This window comes from Streptomyces sp. NPDC055962, assembly GCF_042270185.1.
In the GTDB taxonomy this organism is placed as follows: Bacteria; Actinomycetota; Actinomycetes; order Streptomycetales; family Streptomycetaceae; genus Streptomyces.
Genome location: NZ_JBHJYN010000003.1, coordinates 566993 through 583560, shown reverse-complemented (window position 1 = coordinate 583560; position 16568 = coordinate 566993). Strand labels below are relative to the sequence as shown.

Here is a 16568-nt window from a genome sequence, read left to right as displayed (position 1 = left end):
ACGGACGTGAAGAGGGGTAGCGCGATGGGCGCCGACCACGCACAGCGGGCATTCATAGGGTCGTTCACCTCGGCGGGCGGGCGCGGCATCACGGCCGCCGCCGTCGACCGGGACACGGGGGCGCTGACGGTGCTCGCCTCGACGGAGGCCGTCGCCGACCCGTCCTTCCTCGCCGTCGGCCGTGCTCCCGGCGCGTACGGCACCGTTCTGTACGCGGTCAGCGAGACCGACGACGGCGCCGCCGCGGCCCTCGCGGTCGGTGCCGACGGCACTCCGCGGCTGATCGGCGAGGTGCGGCCGGTGGACGGGAGCGGTCCCACGCACCTGGCGCTGGCCGCCGGCCATCTGCTCACCGCCAACTACGGGTCCGGCAGCGTCACCACGCTGCCGGTGTCCGGCGACGGGTCGCTGGCCCCCGCGGCAGCCGTGTTCCGGCACGAGGGCAGCGGCCCGGACGAAGGACGGCAGTCCGGCCCGCACGCGCACCAGGTACTGGCCGACCCGTCGGGGCGGTGGGTGCTGAGCGTGGACCTCGGCACGGATTCCGTACGCGTCTGCGCCCTCGACCCCGCCACGGGCTCCCTGCTGCCGCACTCCGAGACGGCACTGCGGCCGGGCACGGGACCGCGCCATCTCGCCTTTCACCCGTCCGGGGGACACGCCTACGTCCTGAACGAGCTGGAACCTACCGTCACCGTGTGCCGCTGGGACGCCGCCGCCGGCCTTCTCGAACCGCTCGGGGAGACGCCGGTGCTGCCGTACGGCCACGACGAGGGCGCCGCCGTGCGCACGTATCCGTCGGAGGTCGTGGTCTCGCACGACGGCCGGTTCCTGTGGACCGCGAACCGGGGGCACGACAGCATCTCGGTCCTCACGCTCGACGAGACGGCGGAGAAGCCCGTCCTGGCGGCGGCGGTGGGCTGCGGCGGCCGCTGGCCCCGTGACCTCACCCTCGACCCCTCGGGGCAGTGGCTCTACGCCGCCAACGAGCACTCGGGGAACGTCAGCTGGTTCGCCGTGGACGCGGAGACGGGCGTCCCGGAGCACGCCGGCTCCATCGATGTTCCGGCCGCCTCCTGCGTGGTCTTCGCCTGAGACACGGTCGCGACGCCCGGAGGGCGTCGCGACCGTGGAGCGGCGACGCCCTGGGCGCGGACCGGAAGCGCCCGGTCCGCGCCTCGTCGTCCAGGTGCGGGGCGGCGCGGATCAGTGCGCCTGGGCGCCCTGCGGCGTCGCCGGAGTGATGCCCAGCGTCGTCGCGTACAGCGAGAGCACGAGCTTGCCGATGGCCGGGTACGCGCCGAGCGGCTCGGCGGTCGCACAGCCCGCCTCCTTCGCCGCCGCGTCCAGCAGCCCGGCGTCGATCTCCGGGCCCACCAGGTACGGCGCGAGCGCGAGCTGCGCGGAACCGGAGTTCTGCAACTGCTCGGCGATCGAGGCCACCGACCCCTCCACGTCCAGGGCCGCCGCCATCACGGGAACCGCGAGCCGGGCGGCCAGCAGCATGCCGGTGATCCCGGCGGCCTGCACGGCCTCCTCGCCGCCGACCGTGGCCAGCACGATGCCGTCGGCCGCGGTCGCCACGGTGAAGAGCCTGGCCCGGTCCGCGCGTGCCAGACCGGCCTCCGAGAGGCGCACGTGCAGCGCCTCGGCGAGCAGCGGGTGCGGACCCAGCACGTCGGTCAGCTCGGCCTGTGTACCGCTGTCCATGACGGCCTGCCGTATGCGCCGGATGAGGGCGCTGTCGGGCCCCGCGAGGAGCGGCACCACGACGGCGGACGGCCCCGAGGGCTCCGCGATCTCGCGGCCCGCGGCGGTGGCCTGCTCGTAGCGCGCGGTGCGCTCGGCGGCGGCATGGGTGAGTACGGAGGCGAGCGCCGGGTACTCGGCGTCGTCGCCGTCGAGGTAGCCGATCTGCGCGTTCAGACCGGGCAGCTCGGAACGGGCGATGCTGATGACTTCCTCGGCCAGGCTGCGCGAGGCCGGGGAAGGGGTACCGGGAAGGGCGAGAACGAGCGCGGCAGCGCCCTCAGGTGCGACCACGGGCTCCGGGCGGCGGTGCCGTCCGGACTGGCGAGGTCGCGGCATTCGTACAGGCAGGCCGGAAGCGGGCCCAGTGGGGGTGCTCATGGCGCCGCATGCTACTGGTTTTGGGTGCCCCTCTGTTCGGGGAGGGGGCGCCAGGACGTCATGTGTCCGTATATGTCTGTTGAGTGGCAAAGCGGGCGACTGACCTGCTCTGTCCGGGCGCTCGATCGCTCGAATCGTCTACGTTACTCCCGGTACGAACAGGAGCCGCGGGTGGGGTGGGATGCGCAGCCCCGGTCCGGCGAGCGCACGGGCGATCTCCAGCGCGCCGTGCAGCGGGTCGCCCGCCGCCGGCACCACGCGCGCCTGCGGGACCTGCCCGGCCAGCTCCGTGCGGAGCGGCGCGAGAAGCGGCTCGCCCATGCGGAACAGCCCACCGGTGAAGGCGACTTCGCATCCGTCCGGGCCGGATTCGGCGGCGCCGGGACACACTGCGGCCGCGGCTTCCGCGATGTGCGCCGCGGCCTCCCGGAGGATCCCCGCCGCGACCTCGTCGTCCTCGGCGCAGCCGGCGACCTCGGGGGCGAAGGAGGCGAGCAGTGCGGGACGGTCCGTCCGCGGATAGAGCAGCCCCGGCAGGCCGGTGGCGGGACCGAAGACCGCCTCCAGCCGTTCCAGCAGAGCCGGTGAACCACCACGCCGCCCGTCGTGCGCCCGCATCGCCGCGTCGAGCCCCGCCCGGCCGATCCAGGCACCCCCGCCGCTGTCTCCGAGGAGATGGCCCCAGCCGTCCGCCCGGCGCCAGGTCCGCAGATCGGTCCCGAGCGCGATCATGCCCGTCCCGCCGGCGACGACCGCCCCGGGCCGCTGTCCCAGTGCGCCCGCGTACGCGGTCACCGCGTCGGCCGCCAGGGCCATCCGCCGTACCCCCAGCGCGTCGCCGAGGGCGGCGGGCACCTCGGCGCGCAACCGGTCGCCGAGCGTCGCCATGCCGGCCGCTCCGATCGCCGCGGCGGAGACGGACGCGCCGGGGCCCGCACGCTCCAGCAGCCGCCGGGCCGCGGGCAGCAGCTGTTCCAGCAGATGTCCCGCGTCGATGCCGGCCGGACCCGTCCGCACCGGCTCGGCGCAGACGTCCGTGGCGACCGGGTGCGTGGCGTCCGGGCCGCCCAGGGCGACTCGCAGCCCGGAGCCGCCCGAGTCCACGCCGAGGACGAACGGGCCACGGCCGCCGGTCATGGCAACCACCGCTCGGCCGACCGCTGTTCGACCGCATCCATCACTGGGGACAACACCGCCTGAGCGACCTCATGGAACGGCTCCGGGGGACTGGAGGACTGACGACGCCGCGCAGCCTACCCCCGGGCGCCTCCCGCGGGGGACCGCATGATCACGTTGTCGGTGTAGGCCGGTAGGGTGACGCCCGTGGCAGCGCGACCGTTGAATGAACTTGTGGAGCCCGGATGGGCCCGGGCCCTGGAGCCCGTGGCCGGCCGGATCGCGGCGATGGGGGATTTCCTCCGCGCGGAGATCGGGGCGGGCCGCACCTACCTGCCGGCGGGGGCGAACGTCCTGCGCGCCTTCCAGCAGCCCTTCGACGACGTGCGGGTCCTGATCGTGGGTCAGGACCCCTATCCGACCCCGGGCATGGCGATCGGGCTCAGCTTCGCGGTCGCCCCGGAGGTGCGGCGTCTCCCGGGCAGCCTGGAGAACATCTTCCGCGAACTGCACGCGGACCTCGGCCTCCCGAGGCCTTCCAACGGAGACCTCACGCCGTGGACCCGGCAGGGGGTGCTGCTGCTCAACCGCGCACTGACCACAGCGCCGGGAAAGCCCGCCGCCCACCGCGGCAAGGGCTGGGAAGAGGTGACCGAGCAGGCCATCCGCGCCCTGGCCGCGCGCGGCAGGCCCATGGTCTCCGTGCTGTGGGGGCGGGACGCGCGCACCGTGCGCCCGCTCCTCGGGGACCTGCCCGCGGTCGAGTCCGCGCACCCCTCTCCCATGTCGGCCGACCGCGGCTTCTTCGGCTCGCGGCCGTTCAGCCGCACCAACGACTTCCTGGTCGGACTGGGGGAGCAGCCGGTGGACTGGCGCCTCCCGTGAGCTGCCCCGGACCGCCTGCGGCACCCCGCCCGGCGGCGGTGCGGGATACGGGCTCCGGCACCGTGCATAGGTTCCCGGAACCGGGGCACGAGACCCTGTGACCCGAGCTCCGGCAGGTGCACCCCCCCCCGCACCTCCGTGAGCACCCGGCCCCACCGGCATCCCCCCGCCGGTGGGGCCGGTTCCTTCTCCGCGGCCGGTCACGCCGACGGCCCGCACCGCGCGGCACCCGGCGCCCCCTGGCCAGGGCCCGGGGGCCCGTCCGGGTGGCTCACCGGGGCCGGGGCGGCCCGGACCCGGGACACCGGCCCGCCGCTCCCCGCCGCCCGTGATCCGGGCTGTTAGCGTCCCCACTCCACCGGACCGGCCGGCCCGGCCGTGCCGTCGGCTCGGCAGAGGAGTGGTGTCCCATGCGTGTTCTCCTGGTCGGCGCGGGAGGGGTGGGCACGGCGATCACCCGGATCGCGGCCCGGCGGCCCTTCTTCGAGCACATGGCGGTCGCCGACTTCGACCTCGCCCGGGCGGAGGCCGCCGTCGCCGCCCTCGGGGAGCCCCGGTCCCGCTTCGGCGCCGTACGGCTCGACGCCTCCGACCCGGCCGCCGTCCGCGCCGTACTCGCCGAGCACCGCTGCGACGTCCTGCTCAACGCCACCGACCCGCGCTTCGTCATGCCGCTGTTCGAGGCGGCTCTCGCCCACGGCGCGCACTACCTCGACATGGCGATGTCGCTCTCCCGGCCCCACCCGTCCCGCCCGTACGAGAAGTGCGGGGTCAAGCTCGGGGACGCGCAGTTCGACCGCGCGGCGGACTGGGAGGCCGCCGGGCTTCTCGCGCTGGTCGGCATGGGGGTCGAGCCCGGGCTCTCGGACGTGTTCGCCCGCTACGCCTCCGACGAGCTCTTCGACGAGATCGAGGAGATCGGTATCCGCGACGGCGCCGACCTCACGGTGGAGGGCTACGACTTCGCCCCGTCCTTCAGCATCTGGACGACCATCGAGGAGTGCCTGAACCCGCCGGTCGTCTACGAGGAGGGGCGGGGCTGGTTCACGACCGCCCCTTTCAGCGAACCGGAGGTCTTCGACTTCCCCGAGGGCATCGGCCCGGTCGAGTGCGTCAACGTCGAGCACGAGGAGGTACTGCTCGTCCCCCGGTGGCTGAAGGCCCGGCGCGTGACGTTCAAGTACGGCCTGGGTGACGAGTTCATCGAGGTGCTGCGCAGCCTCCACAAGCTGGGCCTCGACCGTACGGACCCCGTGTCCGTGAAGAGCGGCGCCGGTGTGGCCCAGGTGTCACCGAGGGACGTGGTGGCCGCCTGCCTGCCCGATCCGGCCGGACTGGGGGAACGGATGCACGGCAGGACCTGCGCGGGCACCTGGGTGAAGGGCAGCAAGGACGGGAAGCCCCGTGAGGTCTACCTGTACCACGTGGTCGACAACCAGTGGTCGATGCGTGAGTACGGCTCCCAGGCCGTGGTCTGGCAGACCGCGATCAACCCCGTGGCCGCGCTGGAACTGGTGGCGGGCGGTGTCTGGGGCGGCACCGGGGTGCTCGGCCCCGAGGCCATGCCGCCCCGGCCGTTCCTCGATCTCCTGGCCGAGTACGGCGCGCCGTGGGGCATGCGGGAGCAATGACGGCGACGACCCGGCCGGGGACACGTCCGCGGCCGGCCCGAGGGAGCCGCCGGAGGTGCACACCGTGAACCGGCTGAATAGCATACGGACATACATATTCCGCCCGTGTACATTCCGCCTTCTCTTCAGGCCTGTGACCCTAGTGAGGGAGCGTGGCAGAGGACCGTGCCGGATCAGGACCGCCGGCAAGCTTGAAGCCGAACGCGATCGGCTTCGTCGACGCGCTCGTCATCGGACTGAACGCCACGTCTCCCGCCTACTCGGTGGCGGCCGTCATCGGTCCGATCGTGGCGCTCGTCGGCATCTACGCACCCGGAGTGCTCTTCGCCTCCTTCGTGCCGATGCTCCTCATCGCCGCGGCCTTCTACTACCTCAACAAGGCCGACCAGGACTGCGGGACGACGTTCTCCTGGGTCACGCGCGCCCTGGGCCCGTGGACCGGGTGGCTCGGCGGCTGGGCCATCGCCATGACCGGTGTGCTCGTCGTCGGGTCGCTGGCGGACGTCGCCGTGAGCTTCGGGCTGATGGCCGTCGGCCTCGACAGCTGGGCCGAGAACACGTTCGTCCGCCAGTTGCTCACCGTGGTCCTGATCGTCGTGATGACCGGCCTGTGCGTCATCGGCACCGAGATCTCGGCCAAGGTGCAGAACGTCCTGATCCTGGCTCAGGTGGCTTTCCTCCTCGTCTTCGTGGTCGTCGCGCTCTACCGCGTCTACGCGGGCACGACCGACTTCGACTCCGTCACTCCCGCCGTCGAATGGCTCAACCCCTTCGGGGCGGGCGGCGCGGCGCTCACGGGGGGCCTGCTGCTGGGGGTGTTCATCTACTGGGGCTGGGAGTCGTGCGTCAACCTCACCGAGGAGGTGGAGGACTCGGCGACCGCTCCCGGACGGGCCGGCGTGTGGTCCACGGTCATCCTGCTGGTGACCTACCTGTCCGTCGGCTTCGCGGTCGTCGCCTTCGCCGGGCCCGCCTACCTGGCCGAGAACGCCGACGAGGAGGAGTTCATCTTCGCCCTGCTCGCCGGCGAGGTCATGGGGGGCTGGGACTGGATCGTGCTGCTCGCGGTCGCGACCTCGGCGCTCGCCTCGACCCAGACCACCATCATCCCTGCCTCGCGCACCGCTCTGTCGATGGCCCGCCGCCACGCGCTGCCCGCGCACTTCGCACACATCAGCCCGCGGTTCCGGACCCCCGACGTGAGCACCTGGTGGGTGGCGGTCATCGCCATCGCCTGGTACCTCGTCGTCAACCGGATCAGCGAGAACGCCCTCTTCGACTCGCTGACCGCGCTGTCCCTCCTCATCGCCTTCTACTACGCGCTCACCGGAGTGGCGTGCGCGGTCTACTACCGCCGCCATCTCACCGAGAGCGCGCGCAACTTCCTCCTCATCGGCCTCGGCCCGGTGGTCGGCGCCGGTCTGCTGACCTGGCTGCTCGTCCGGTCGGTCATGGATATGTCGGACCCGGCCAACTCCTACAGCGGGACCTCCTGGTTCGGGCTGGGCCCGCCGCTCGTCATCGGTATCTGCATCAGCCTCGCCGGTGTGCTGTTCATGGTGGTGCTGCGGTTCACGTCGCCGGCCTTCTGGGCCGAGCGCCGCGGTGTGGTCGATCCCGGTCTCGTGCACGGCAAGGAGCGCTGACATGTCCGTGGTCCTCGGGTACGACGAGTCGCCGGGCGCCGCGCGTGCCCTGCGGACGGCGATCGAGGTGGCCGCCGCGTTCGGCGAGCGGCTCGTCCTGGTCTACGGGGCGGCCCCGCCCGGTCCCACCGGCGAGGAGTACCGCGCCCACTACGACGCCATCCGCCAGGCGGGACGTACAGGGCTGGAACGGGCGGTCACCGCGGCGGAGGAGGCCGCGGTGCCGACGACGGTCGAGGTCATCGACCTGAGTCCCGCACAGGCGCTGATCGAAGCCGCCTCGCGTCACGCGGCGAGGGTCATCGTGGTGGGGAGCTGGGGCGAGAGCCCGATGCGGGGGGCGCTGCTCGGCTCCACCCCGCACAAGCTCCTGCACCTGTCGACCGTCCCGGTGCTCTGCGTGCCGACCGACGTGTGAGCCGGCCGGAGGGGCCCGGGCACGCCCCCGGTCAGCCGAGCACCGCCGCCCGTACGCACAGGACGTCGGGCAGGTGCGAGGCGAGCTGCTGCCAGGTGTCGCCGTCGTCCGCGCTCGCGTACACCTCGCCGTTGCGGTTGCCGAAGTAGACGCCGGCCGGGTCGCCGTCGTCGACGCAGAGCGCGTCGCGCAGCACCGTGCCGTAGTGGTCGTCGTCCGGAAGGCCCCGCGTGAGGGGCTCCCAGGTCTCGCCCGCGTCCTGGGTCCTGAAGACCCGGCAGCGGTGGCCGGCGGGGACACGGTCCGCGTCGGCGTTGATCGGGAAGACGTAGAGGGTGTCCGCGCGGTGCGGGTGTGCGGCGGCGGCGAAGCCGAAGTCCGAGGGGAGGCCCGCGCCGATGTCCTTCCAGTGCTTCCCGCCGTCGTCGCTGCGGAAGACGCCCCAGTGGTTCTGCAGGTAGAGCCGGTCGGGATCGGCCGCGTCCCGGGTGACCTTGTGGACGCACTGGCCGAACTCGGGATCGGGATCCGGCAGGAAGACCGCCGACACGCCCTTGTTGGAGGGAGCCCACCGCTCACCGCCGTCCTCGGTGCGGAACACGCCCGCGGTGGAGACGGCCACGGTCACCGCCCGGGCGTCCCTCGGATCGGTCAGGATGGTGTGCAGGCCCTCGCCGCCCCCGCCCGGCACCCACCTGGACCGTGTCGGGTGCTCCCAGAGCGGCCGGACCAGCTCGAACGACTCGCCGCGGTCGTCCGACCGGAAGAGCGCTGCGGGTTCGGTGCCCGCGTAGACGACGTCGGGCGCCTCGGGGCCCGCCGGGTGCAGCTGCCAGACCCGCTCCAGCGACGCCTCGGTGAACTGCGGGAACTTCACGGCGGGCCGCTTCGGCTCCACCCAGGTCCCGCCCAGATCGTCGGAGTGGAAGACCGAGGGGCCCCAGTGCGCGCTGTCGCCGCCGACCAGCAGCCGGGGCGTCTCCCCGCGCGTGTCGATCGCGATCGAGTAGATGGCCTGGGCGTTGAAGTGGGGATCTCCGAACTCCCACGTCCCCGCGCGCCTGCGGCCGATGAAGAGCCCTTTGCGCGTGCCCACGGTGAGGAGTACATCAGTCATGACAGGACCTTCCGAAACGCCGTTGTGCCGGACAGGTGCCAGTCTGCACCCGGCCACTGACAGAGGCGGGGAGCGGCGGTGCCGGTCCAGGTCACAGCGGTCGTGGCAGGGGTGCGAGGGGCACCGTGGCCATCTGCCGACGGCACAACGGGGGTGCCTGCGGTCCGGCGCCTGGGGCCCGTTCCGGTCAGTCCCCGCGGCTCCGAACCAGCAGCCGGGTCGTGCTCCCGTCCGCCTCCCGGACGTCCCGGACGTGCCGGAAGGCTGCCCGTCCCAGCAGGGCCAGGGACGGCGCGTTCTCCGCGGCGACCGTCGCGTACACGTCGCTCAGGCCGAGCGGGCCGAACCCGTGGCCGACGAGTGCCCCGACCAGTTCCGTTCCCAGCCCGCGGGCCCAGGCCTCCGGGGCGAGGGCGTACACGATCTCGTGCCCGCCGGACTCCTGGGTGGGCTTGATCTCCGCGTGGCCCACCACCCTGCCGCCCTCACGCACCGCCCACACGTCGAAGAGCCCCTGCGCGTACACCTTGGTGAACACACGACCGAAGAGTGCGCGGTCCTCGGCCTCGGTCGACGGGCCGTCGCCCAGCCACCGCGAGACCCGCACGTCCTGGAACAGGGCGACGAACGCCTCCTCGTCGTCCGGCGTGTACGGGGTCAGCAGGAGGCGGGCCGTCCGTATGCCGGGAGTCACCGGTCCCGCCCTCAGCGCGCCGGCGGGGCCGTGCTGCTGCGCACGACGAGACTCGTCGCCAGGTCGACCCTGGTGGTCGCGGGCTGCCGGCCCCGGCCCAGGTCGAGGACGAGCCGGGCCGCGGTCTCCGCCATCTCTATGAGCGGCTGGCGCACCGTGGTGAGCGGGGGGCCGATCCAGCGGGTGAGCGGCAGGTCGTCGAAGCCGACGACGCTGAGGTCCTCCGGGATCCGCAGCCCCAGCTCGCGCGCGGCCTCGTAGACGCCGAGTGCCTGCAGGTCGTTCCCGGCGAAGACGGCCGTGGGCCGCTCCGGCAGGCGGAGCAGTTCCAGTGCCGCGGTGTAGCCGTCCTCATGGTTGAACTCGCCCTCCCGGACGAGCTCGGGGTCCATGGGGACGCCCGAGGTCTCCAGGGCGGCGCGGTAGCCGTCCAGCCGGGCCCGGCTGCACATCATGCGAGCAGGCCCGCCGATGACACCGATGCGCCGGTGGCCCAGTCCCGTCAGGTGGCGGGTGGCGGCCAGGCCGCCCTGCCAGTTGGCGGCGCCGACCGACGGGATGTCGTCACCGGGATCACCCGCCGGATCGACGACGACGAACGGGATGGAGCGGCTCGTCAGCTGGGCCCGCTGTGCCGCGTCGAGGTCCGAGAGCACCAGGATCACACCGGCCGGGCGGCGGGCCAGGACTCCGTCCACCCATGTCTGGCCGGGGGTCAGCCGGCCAGCGCTCTCCGAGAGGACCAGGCTCAGGCCCTCCTCCCTGGCGACGTTCTCGACGCCCCGGACGACCTCCATCGCCCAGGCGCTGTCCAGTTCGTGGAAGACCAGATCGATGAGCTGGGACTGCTGCGAGGCGCCACGCCTGCGGCGGTAGCCGTGGCGCAGCAGCAGCTCCTCCACCCTCGTGCGCGTACCAGGGGCGACGTCGGCGCGTCCGTTCAGCACCTTCGAAACTGTCGGAGCCGAAACTCCGGCCGCTCGGGCGATCTCTGCCAGCGTGGCGGTGCTCTCCGACGGCTCGCCGGCGGACACCTTCTCCTGTTGGGGCTGGACCTTTGCAGGGCTCATGCACGAATCGTAGCTCCCCCGAGGTCTCGTATACGCGTCTGGGCAAGGTTCGTAAATCCTTGCTCCTGCCCTCTTGACTGGCCCGAAACACGACCGTACGGTTCCGGCAACATTCGAAAGGCACGCCGAAACATTCGACAGAGGGTGCGGTCATGCGGTCGGGGATATTCACTCAGGGCACACGTACGACGAGATGGGCCGCGGCGGGTGCGGCCATGGCCATGGCCGGAGTGCTGGCCGGCTGCGGCTCCGGCGCCGGCGGCAGTGACAGCGGGTCCATCACCGCCTATGTCTACGGCGACGACGCGGTCAAGGTTCAGCAGGCCGCCGTCGACACGTTCAACAAGACCTCCGAGGTCAAGGTCAAGCTGGTGTCGGTCCCCGGCACCGACTACGTGAACAAGCTGCGCAGCGCCATGGGCTCACCCAGTGCCCCGGACGTCTTCTTCAACTGGGGCGGCGGCTCCATCAAGCCGTACGTCGACTCCGACGACCTGGTCGACCTGACGTCGACGGTCAAGAACGACGCCACGCTCAAGGACGGCTTCCTGCCCTCGATCATGACGGCCGGCGGGCTCGAGGGGAAGATCTACGGGGTGCCCATGCGTGGCATGCAGCCCGTGATGCTCTTCTACAACAAGGCCCTCTTCGCCGAGCACGAGATCGAGCCGCCCAAGACCTGGGAAGACCTCCAGGCGGCCGTCAAGACCTTCAAGGACGCCGGCATCACCCCGTTCGCGCTCGGCGGCTCCGACAAGTGGCCCGAACTGATGTGGATGGAGTACCTGCTGGACCGGATCGGCGGCCCCGAGGTCTTCAAGAGGATCCAGGACGGCGACACCGGCGGCTGGGGCGACCCGGCGGTGCTCAAGACGGCGCAGACCGTCCGGGAACTGGTCGACGGCGGCGCCTTCGGCAAGAACTTCAACTCCGTGGACTACGGCAACGGCGGAGCCCCGACCCTGCTCAACAAGGGCAAGGCCGCCATGCACCTCATGGGCTCGTGGGAGTACTCGACGCAGCTGGGCAAGGCCCCGGAGTTCGCGAAGAAGGACCTCGGCTGGACCGCGTTCCCGACCGTGACCGGCGGCGTGGGAGACCCTGCGAACGTGGTGGGCAACCCCACCAACTACTGGTCGGTCAACGCCCGGACCAAACACAAGGACACCGCCGTCGCCTTCCTGAAGGCCATGGCGTCGAAGACCTACGCGCAGGCACTCGTCGACAACGGCGACGTGCCCACCACGTCCAACGCGGCCTCGATGCTGAGCGGTTCCCCCAACCCCCGGTTCGCCACCGACCAGTACGAGATGGTGCAGAAGGCCCCCAGCTTCACCCTCTCGTGGGACCAGGCACTCGAAGCCCAGTACGCCACGCCCCTGCTCACGGAGATCAGCAAACTGTTCGCCGGCAAGACCACTCCCGAGCAGTTCGTCGAAGCAATGAAGGCCGCCAAGTAACGATGTCCCACCACACTCCGGTCGCGAAGAGGCGCGGAGACAGGAAGGCGGCCGTCGGCGACGTCGGCCGCCCCCCGGTCGCCTGGGCCGTCCCCGGCATCCTCTTCTTCGCCGTCTTCGCGATCGTCCCCCTGGCGATCGCCGTCTATCTCTCCTTCTGCGAGTGGGACGGGCTCGACTCCCCGACCCTGACGGGCCTGGACAACTGGACCCGGCTGTTCAAGGACTCCGAATTCGGCCAGGCAGCCTGGCTGAGCCTCCTGCTCACCACGATCAGCTGGGTCTTCCAGACGCCGGTGGCCCTGCTGCTCGGTGTCTGGGCGGCGGGACGCCAGCGGGGCAGGGCCTTCCTGTCCGCGGTCTTCTTCATCCCGCTGCTGCTCTCCACCACCGCCATCGCGATGCTCTTCCACGCGCTGCTCGACCCCAACTTCGGTGTGATCCGGACCATCGGACCCTGGCTCGGCATCGACCCCGACGTCATGGGCTCCTCCACCGGCGCCCTGCTCGTCGTGGCGTTCGTCGGCGGCTGGCAGTTCATGCCCTTCCACACCCTGATCTACCAGGGCGGCGCCCGGCAGATACCGGAGGTCCTGTACCAGGCGGCCTCCATCGACGGGGCGGGCATGGTGCGCCAGTTCTTCCACATCACGCTGCCTCAGCTGCGGCACACGATGACGACCTCGTCGGTCCTGATGATCGTCGGCTCACTGACCTACTTCGACACCGTGCTCATCATGACCAAGGGCGGTCCGGGCACGGACACGACGATCCTGCCCTACCTGATGTACCGGACCGGCTTCCAGACGTACGACCTCGGCTATGCGGCGGCCGTCGCCACCGCGCTCGTCGTCGTGGCCACCAGCATCTCGCTGCTGATGGTGCGCCTCAGCGGCTTCGGGTCCATGCGGTCGACCCGGGAAGGTATGTGACGCGATGTCGATCGACACCCGCCCCGCCGCGCCGCAGCACCGTGCGGCGCCCACCGCGCCGCGCCGCGGACGCACGCCCCGCCGGCGCAGGTCCCCGGGCAACCCGGTGGCCGGAATCGGCTCGCTGATCTGGCTGCTCATCGTCCTGGTGCCGCTCTACACCCTGGTCTCCGCGTCACTGATGCGGCAGGACGAGGCACTGAACGGCGACCCGCTCGCTGTCCCCACGGACCCGACGTTCGAGAACTACCGCACCGTGCTGGACAGCGGGTTCCTCTCGCTGATCGGCAACACCGCGATCGTCGCCGTGGCCACCGTCGCCCTCGTGCTGGTGCTCTCCGTCCCCGTCGCGTACGTGGCGGTGCGCACCCGCAGCCGCCTCTCGTCGCTCGCCTTCCGGACCTTCCTCCTCGGCGTGGCGATCCCGGCGCAGGCGGTGATCGTGCCCCTCTATCTGATGATCGGGAAGATGGGGCTGTACGACACCCTGTGGGCGATCATCCTGCCCACCGCGGCCTTCGCGATGCCCGTCGCCGTCCTCGTGCTCAGCGGCACGATGCGCGACGTCTCCGAGGAGATGTACGAGGCGATGGCCCTCGACGGGGCCTCGCCCGTGCGGATGCTCTGGCAGCTGGCCGTCCCGCTGTCCAGGGCGGGGATCAGCACGGTGGCCATCTTCTCCGCCCTGCAGGCGTGGAACGGCTTTCTCTTCCCGCTGATCCTGACCCAGTCGGAGGAACAGCGCGTCCTGACGCTCGGGCTGTTCAACTTCATGAGCCAGTTCGGAGTGAACGTCCCCGCCGTCCTGGCGGCGATCGTCCTCTCCGTCATCCCCATCTTCGCCGTGTACCTCGTGGCCCGGCGGGCGCTGATCAACGGACTGATGGGGGTGGGCGGCAAGTAGCACACGGACGCCGCCCCGGACCACCGCACGCATGAGAGGAACCCCTGCCGCCATGGCAATCCACCCCGTCCCGCAGGCCCGCCAGGCCGATCCGCCCTCCGCCGTCGACGGCCCGTGGCGCGACCCCTCCCTCAGCCCCGAGGTGAGGGTGGCCGACCTGGCGGCCCGTATGACCCTCGAGGAGAAGGCCGCCCAGCTGTACGGAATCTGGGTGGGCGCAGACGCGGAGGGCGACGGTGTCGCGCCGCACCAGAACGACATGGTCGACCCGGTCGACTTCGAGGCCCTCACCACCCGCGGACTCGGCCAGCTCACCCGGCCGTTCGGCACCGCCCCGGTGGACCCGGGGGTCGGCGCCGTCTCCCTGGCCACGGCCCAGGCCCGCATCGTGGAGGCCGGGCGGTTCGGGATCCCGGCTCTCGCCCACGAGGAGTGCCTGGCCGGGTTCACCGCGTGGGGCGCCACCGCCTATCCCGTCCCGCTGGCCTGGGGCGCCGCGTGGGACCCCGAGCTGGTCGCCGAGATGGCGCACCGGATCGGGGGCGACATGCGGTCGGTCGGCATCCATCAGGGGCTCGCCCCGGTGCTGGACGTGGTGCGGGACCTGCGCTGGGGGCGTGTCGAGGAGACGATCGGGGAGGACCCCTATCTGGTCGCCACCATCGCCACGGCCTATGTGAAGGGCCTGGAGTCGGCGGGGATCGTCGCCACGCTCAAGCACTTCGCGGGCTACTCCGCGTCGGCCGGCGCCCGTAACCTCGCCCCGGTCCGGGCCGGCGCCCGGGAGATGGCCGATGTGATCCTCCCGCCGTTCGAGATGGCGGTCCGTGACGGCGGCGCCCGCTCGGTGATGCATTCGTACGCCGAGATCGACGGGGTTCCCGTGGCCGCCGACCCGTCCCTGCTCACCGGACTCCTCCGCGACACCTGGGGCTTCGGCGGCACGGTTGTCGCCGACTACTTCGGCATCGGCTTCCTGGAGACCCTGCACAAGGTCGCCGCGGACCGCGGCGACGCCGCCCGGCTGGCGCTGACCGCCGGCGTCGACGTGGAACTGCCGACCGTACGCAGCTACGGTGACGCACTCGTCACCGCCGTGCGGGACGGAATGGTGGCCGAGGACCTGGTGGACCGCGCCCTGCGCAGGGTCCTGCTGCAGAAGTGCGAGCTCGGTCTGCTCGACCCGGACCGCCAGGTCCTGCCGCCCGTGCTCCAGGGGGTGGAACCGGAGCGGGCGCGCGGCTCGGTGGACCTCGATCCGCCGCGGAACCGGGCCCTGGCCCGGCTGCTCGCCGAGCGGTCCTGCGTCCTGCTGGCGAACTCCGAGGGCGCGCTCCCGCTGAGCGGCACCGGGCGGATCGCGGTCGTCGGCCCCCGGGCCGACGACCCGCTGGCCATGCTGGGCTGCTACTCCTTCCCGAGCCATGTCGGGGTCCAGCACCCCGGTGCGCCCATGGGGATCGACATCCCCACGATGCTGGAGGCGCTCCGCGAGGAGTTCCCCGGTGCGGGCATCGACCACGCGCAGGGCTGCGACGTGGACGGCACGGACGCGGAGGGGATCGACGCGGCCGTCGCCCTGGCGGCCGGAGCCGACGTCTGTGTGGCCGTGCTCGGCGACCGGGCCGGACTCTTCGGCCGCGGCACCTCGGGCGAGGGCTGCGACGTGGCCGACCTCTCGCTGCCGGGCCTCCAGGGCGAGCTCCTGGACGCACTGCTCGCGACCGGCACCCCGGTCGTCCTGGTCCTGCTGACGGGCCGTACGTACGCCCTCGGCGGCCGGGCCGACCGGCTGGCCGGGTGTGTGCAGGCGTTCTTCCCCGGCGAGGAGGGCGGGTCCGCGCTCGCGGGCGTGCTCTCGGGGCGCGTCAACCCGTCCGGGCGTCTGCCCGTGGGGGTCCCCCGGGGCACCGGCGGGCAGCCGTGGACCTATCTGCAGCCGCCGCTGGGCCGGGCCAACGGGGTCACCAACCTCGATCCCACCCCGCTCTATCCGTTCGGGCACGGGCTCTCGTACACCTCGTTCGCGTGGGAGGCCGACGCCGGGGTGCCGTCCGAGCTCGCCACCGACGGGGAGGCCGACCTCACGCTCACGGTCCGCAACACCGGTGACCGGGACGGGACCGAGGTGGTCCAGCTCTACGTCCACGACCCGGTCGCCCAGACCACGCGTCCCGAGGCACGGCTCATCGGATACGCCCGGGTGCCGCTCGCCGCGGGGGAGTCCCGGAGGGTCAGCTTCCGTTTCCATCCGGACCTGGTCTCCTTCACCGGGAGCGGCGGACGCCGCGTCGTCGAGCCCGGAGACCTGGAGCTGCGGTTCGCCGCGTCCAGCGACGTGGCCGACGTCAGGCACACCGTAAGGCTGCGGCTCACCGGGCCCGAGCGCACCGTGGACCACCGGCGCCGCATGGTCTGCGAGACCTCGGTCGACGCGCCGCTCGCGCAGGAGTGACGTGGGGGGGGCGGGGCCCCCCCCCCGCCCCCCCCCCCCCCCCCCCCCGGGGGGGGCGGGGGGGGGGGGGAAATTTAGAAGGCCGCCCCGCCGGCTGTGAGGGGGGGCCA

General features: G+C 72.3%; 14 protein-coding genes. 9 read left to right on the top strand and 5 right to left on the bottom strand.

Annotation, left to right across the window (positions count from 1 at the left end):
- Positions 1-24 precede the first annotated feature (24 nt).
- Positions 25-1095 (top strand): lactonase family protein, encoded by a 1071-nt coding sequence (locus tag ACFC51_RS13155; RefSeq protein ID WP_376528653.1) that lies wholly within the window; start codon positions 25-27, stop codon positions 1093-1095.
- A 111-nt stretch (positions 1096-1206) separates the two neighbouring features.
- Here ACFC51_RS13155 and ACFC51_RS13150 read toward each other — a convergent pair whose 3' ends face one another.
- Together ACFC51_RS13150 and ACFC51_RS13145 are read right to left on the bottom strand one after the other, a co-directional pair.
- A complete protein-coding gene (locus ACFC51_RS13150) occupies positions 1207-2130 on the bottom strand; it encodes a sirohydrochlorin chelatase (RefSeq protein WP_376377824.1) in 924 nt (307 codons plus the stop codon).
- Positions 2131-2268: 138 nt separating this feature from the next.
- Entirely contained in the window at positions 2269-3267 is a 999-nt protein-coding gene (locus ACFC51_RS13145; protein WP_376528539.1) for an N-acetylglucosamine kinase, read from the bottom strand.
- A gap of 186 nt (positions 3268-3453) precedes the next feature.
- On the opposite strand from ACFC51_RS13145, the gene ACFC51_RS13140 reads away from it, so the two are divergent.
- The 4 genes from ACFC51_RS13140 (at position 3454) to ACFC51_RS13125 (ending at position 7826) form a co-directional block, all read left to right on the top strand.
- Positions 3454-4131, top strand: a complete 678-nt coding sequence (locus ACFC51_RS13140) for a uracil-DNA glycosylase (RefSeq protein WP_376377828.1) — start codon at positions 3454-3456, stop codon at positions 4129-4131.
- Positions 4132-4541: 410 nt separating this feature from the next.
- On the top strand, positions 4542-5762 hold the full coding sequence (locus ACFC51_RS13135; RefSeq protein ID WP_376377830.1) for a saccharopine dehydrogenase C-terminal domain-containing protein: 1221 nt from the start codon (positions 4542-4544) through the stop codon (positions 5760-5762).
- 152 nt (positions 5763-5914) lie between these two features.
- Entirely contained in the window at positions 5915-7408 is a 1494-nt protein-coding gene (locus tag ACFC51_RS13130; protein ID WP_376377831.1) for an APC family permease, read from the top strand.
- Between the two features lies 1 nt (position 7409).
- Entirely contained in the window at positions 7410-7826 is a 417-nt protein-coding gene (locus ACFC51_RS13125; RefSeq protein WP_376377833.1) for a universal stress protein, read from the top strand.
- 31 nt (positions 7827-7857) lie between these two features.
- Here the strand turns inward: ACFC51_RS13125 and ACFC51_RS13120 are convergent, their stop codons facing one another.
- The 3 genes from ACFC51_RS13120 to ACFC51_RS13110 all read right to left on the bottom strand — a co-directional run bounded on the left by ACFC51_RS13120 (position 7858) and on the right by ACFC51_RS13110 (position 10707).
- Positions 7858-8943 (bottom strand): WD40/YVTN/BNR-like repeat-containing protein, encoded by a 1086-nt coding sequence (locus ACFC51_RS13120; protein WP_376377835.1) that lies wholly within the window; start codon positions 8941-8943, stop codon positions 7858-7860.
- A gap of 187 nt (positions 8944-9130) precedes the next feature.
- Positions 9131-9637, bottom strand: a complete 507-nt coding sequence (locus ACFC51_RS13115; RefSeq protein WP_376528537.1) for a GNAT family N-acetyltransferase — start codon at positions 9635-9637, stop codon at positions 9131-9133.
- 11 nt (positions 9638-9648) lie between these two features.
- Positions 9649-10707 (bottom strand): LacI family DNA-binding transcriptional regulator, encoded by a 1059-nt coding sequence (locus tag ACFC51_RS13110; RefSeq protein WP_376377838.1) that lies wholly within the window; start codon positions 10705-10707, stop codon positions 9649-9651.
- Between the two features lie 215 nt (positions 10708-10922).
- Between ACFC51_RS13110 and ACFC51_RS13105 the strand changes: the two genes are divergently transcribed.
- From ACFC51_RS13105 to ACFC51_RS13090, 4 genes are read left to right on the top strand one after another with little or no spacing between them, the layout of a single operon-like run.
- Positions 10923-12167, top strand: a complete 1245-nt coding sequence (locus ACFC51_RS13105; RefSeq protein ID WP_376377841.1) for an extracellular solute-binding protein — start codon at positions 10923-10925, stop codon at positions 12165-12167.
- A 2-nt stretch (positions 12168-12169) separates the two neighbouring features.
- Positions 12170-13099: a carbohydrate ABC transporter permease gene (locus tag ACFC51_RS13100; protein ID WP_376377844.1), complete on the top strand. Its 930-nt coding sequence runs from the start codon at positions 12170-12172 to the stop codon at positions 13097-13099.
- A 4-nt stretch (positions 13100-13103) separates the two neighbouring features.
- The gene (locus ACFC51_RS13095; protein ID WP_376377847.1) at positions 13104-14003 is read left to right on the top strand and encodes a carbohydrate ABC transporter permease; all 900 of its coding nucleotides are present in this window, start codon (positions 13104-13106) and stop codon (positions 14001-14003) included.
- Between the two features lie 52 nt (positions 14004-14055).
- Complete coding sequence (locus ACFC51_RS13090; RefSeq protein ID WP_376528534.1) at positions 14056-16458, top strand: glycoside hydrolase family 3 N-terminal domain-containing protein; 2403 nt, start codon at positions 14056-14058, stop codon at positions 16456-16458.
- The last annotated feature ends 110 nt before the right edge of the window (positions 16459-16568 follow it).

Excerpts from the sequence above, each read along its gene's own strand:
- ACFC51_RS13145 (WP_376528539.1), bottom strand. The coding sequence starts at position 3,267 with ATGACCGGCGGCCGTGGCCCGTTCGTCCTCGGCGTGGACTCGGGCGGC.
- ACFC51_RS13155 (WP_376528653.1), top strand. The coding sequence starts at position 25 with ATGGGCGCCGACCACGCACAGCGGGCATTCATAGGGTCGTTCACCTCG.
- ACFC51_RS13100 (WP_376377844.1), top strand. The coding sequence starts at position 12,170 with ATGTCCCACCACACTCCGGTCGCGAAGAGGCGCGGAGACAGGAAGGCG.
- ACFC51_RS13120 (WP_376377835.1), bottom strand. The coding sequence starts at position 8,943 with ATGACTGATGTACTCCTCACCGTGGGCACGCGCAAAGGGCTCTTCATC.
- ACFC51_RS13110 (WP_376377838.1), bottom strand. The coding sequence starts at position 10,707 with ATGAGCCCTGCAAAGGTCCAGCCCCAACAGGAGAAGGTGTCCGCCGGC.
- ACFC51_RS13095 (WP_376377847.1), top strand. The coding sequence starts at position 13,104 with ATGTCGATCGACACCCGCCCCGCCGCGCCGCAGCACCGTGCGGCGCCC.
- ACFC51_RS13105 (WP_376377841.1), top strand. The coding sequence starts at position 10,923 with ATGGCCATGGCCGGAGTGCTGGCCGGCTGCGGCTCCGGCGCCGGCGGC.
- ACFC51_RS13135 (WP_376377830.1), top strand. The coding sequence starts at position 4,542 with ATGCGTGTTCTCCTGGTCGGCGCGGGAGGGGTGGGCACGGCGATCACC.
- ACFC51_RS13090 (WP_376528534.1), top strand. The coding sequence starts at position 14,056 with ATGGCAATCCACCCCGTCCCGCAGGCCCGCCAGGCCGATCCGCCCTCC.
- ACFC51_RS13125 (WP_376377833.1), top strand. The coding sequence starts at position 7,410 with ATGTCCGTGGTCCTCGGGTACGACGAGTCGCCGGGCGCCGCGCGTGCC.
- ACFC51_RS13150 (WP_376377824.1), bottom strand. The coding sequence starts at position 2,130 with ATGAGCACCCCCACTGGGCCCGCTTCCGGCCTGCCTGTACGAATGCCG.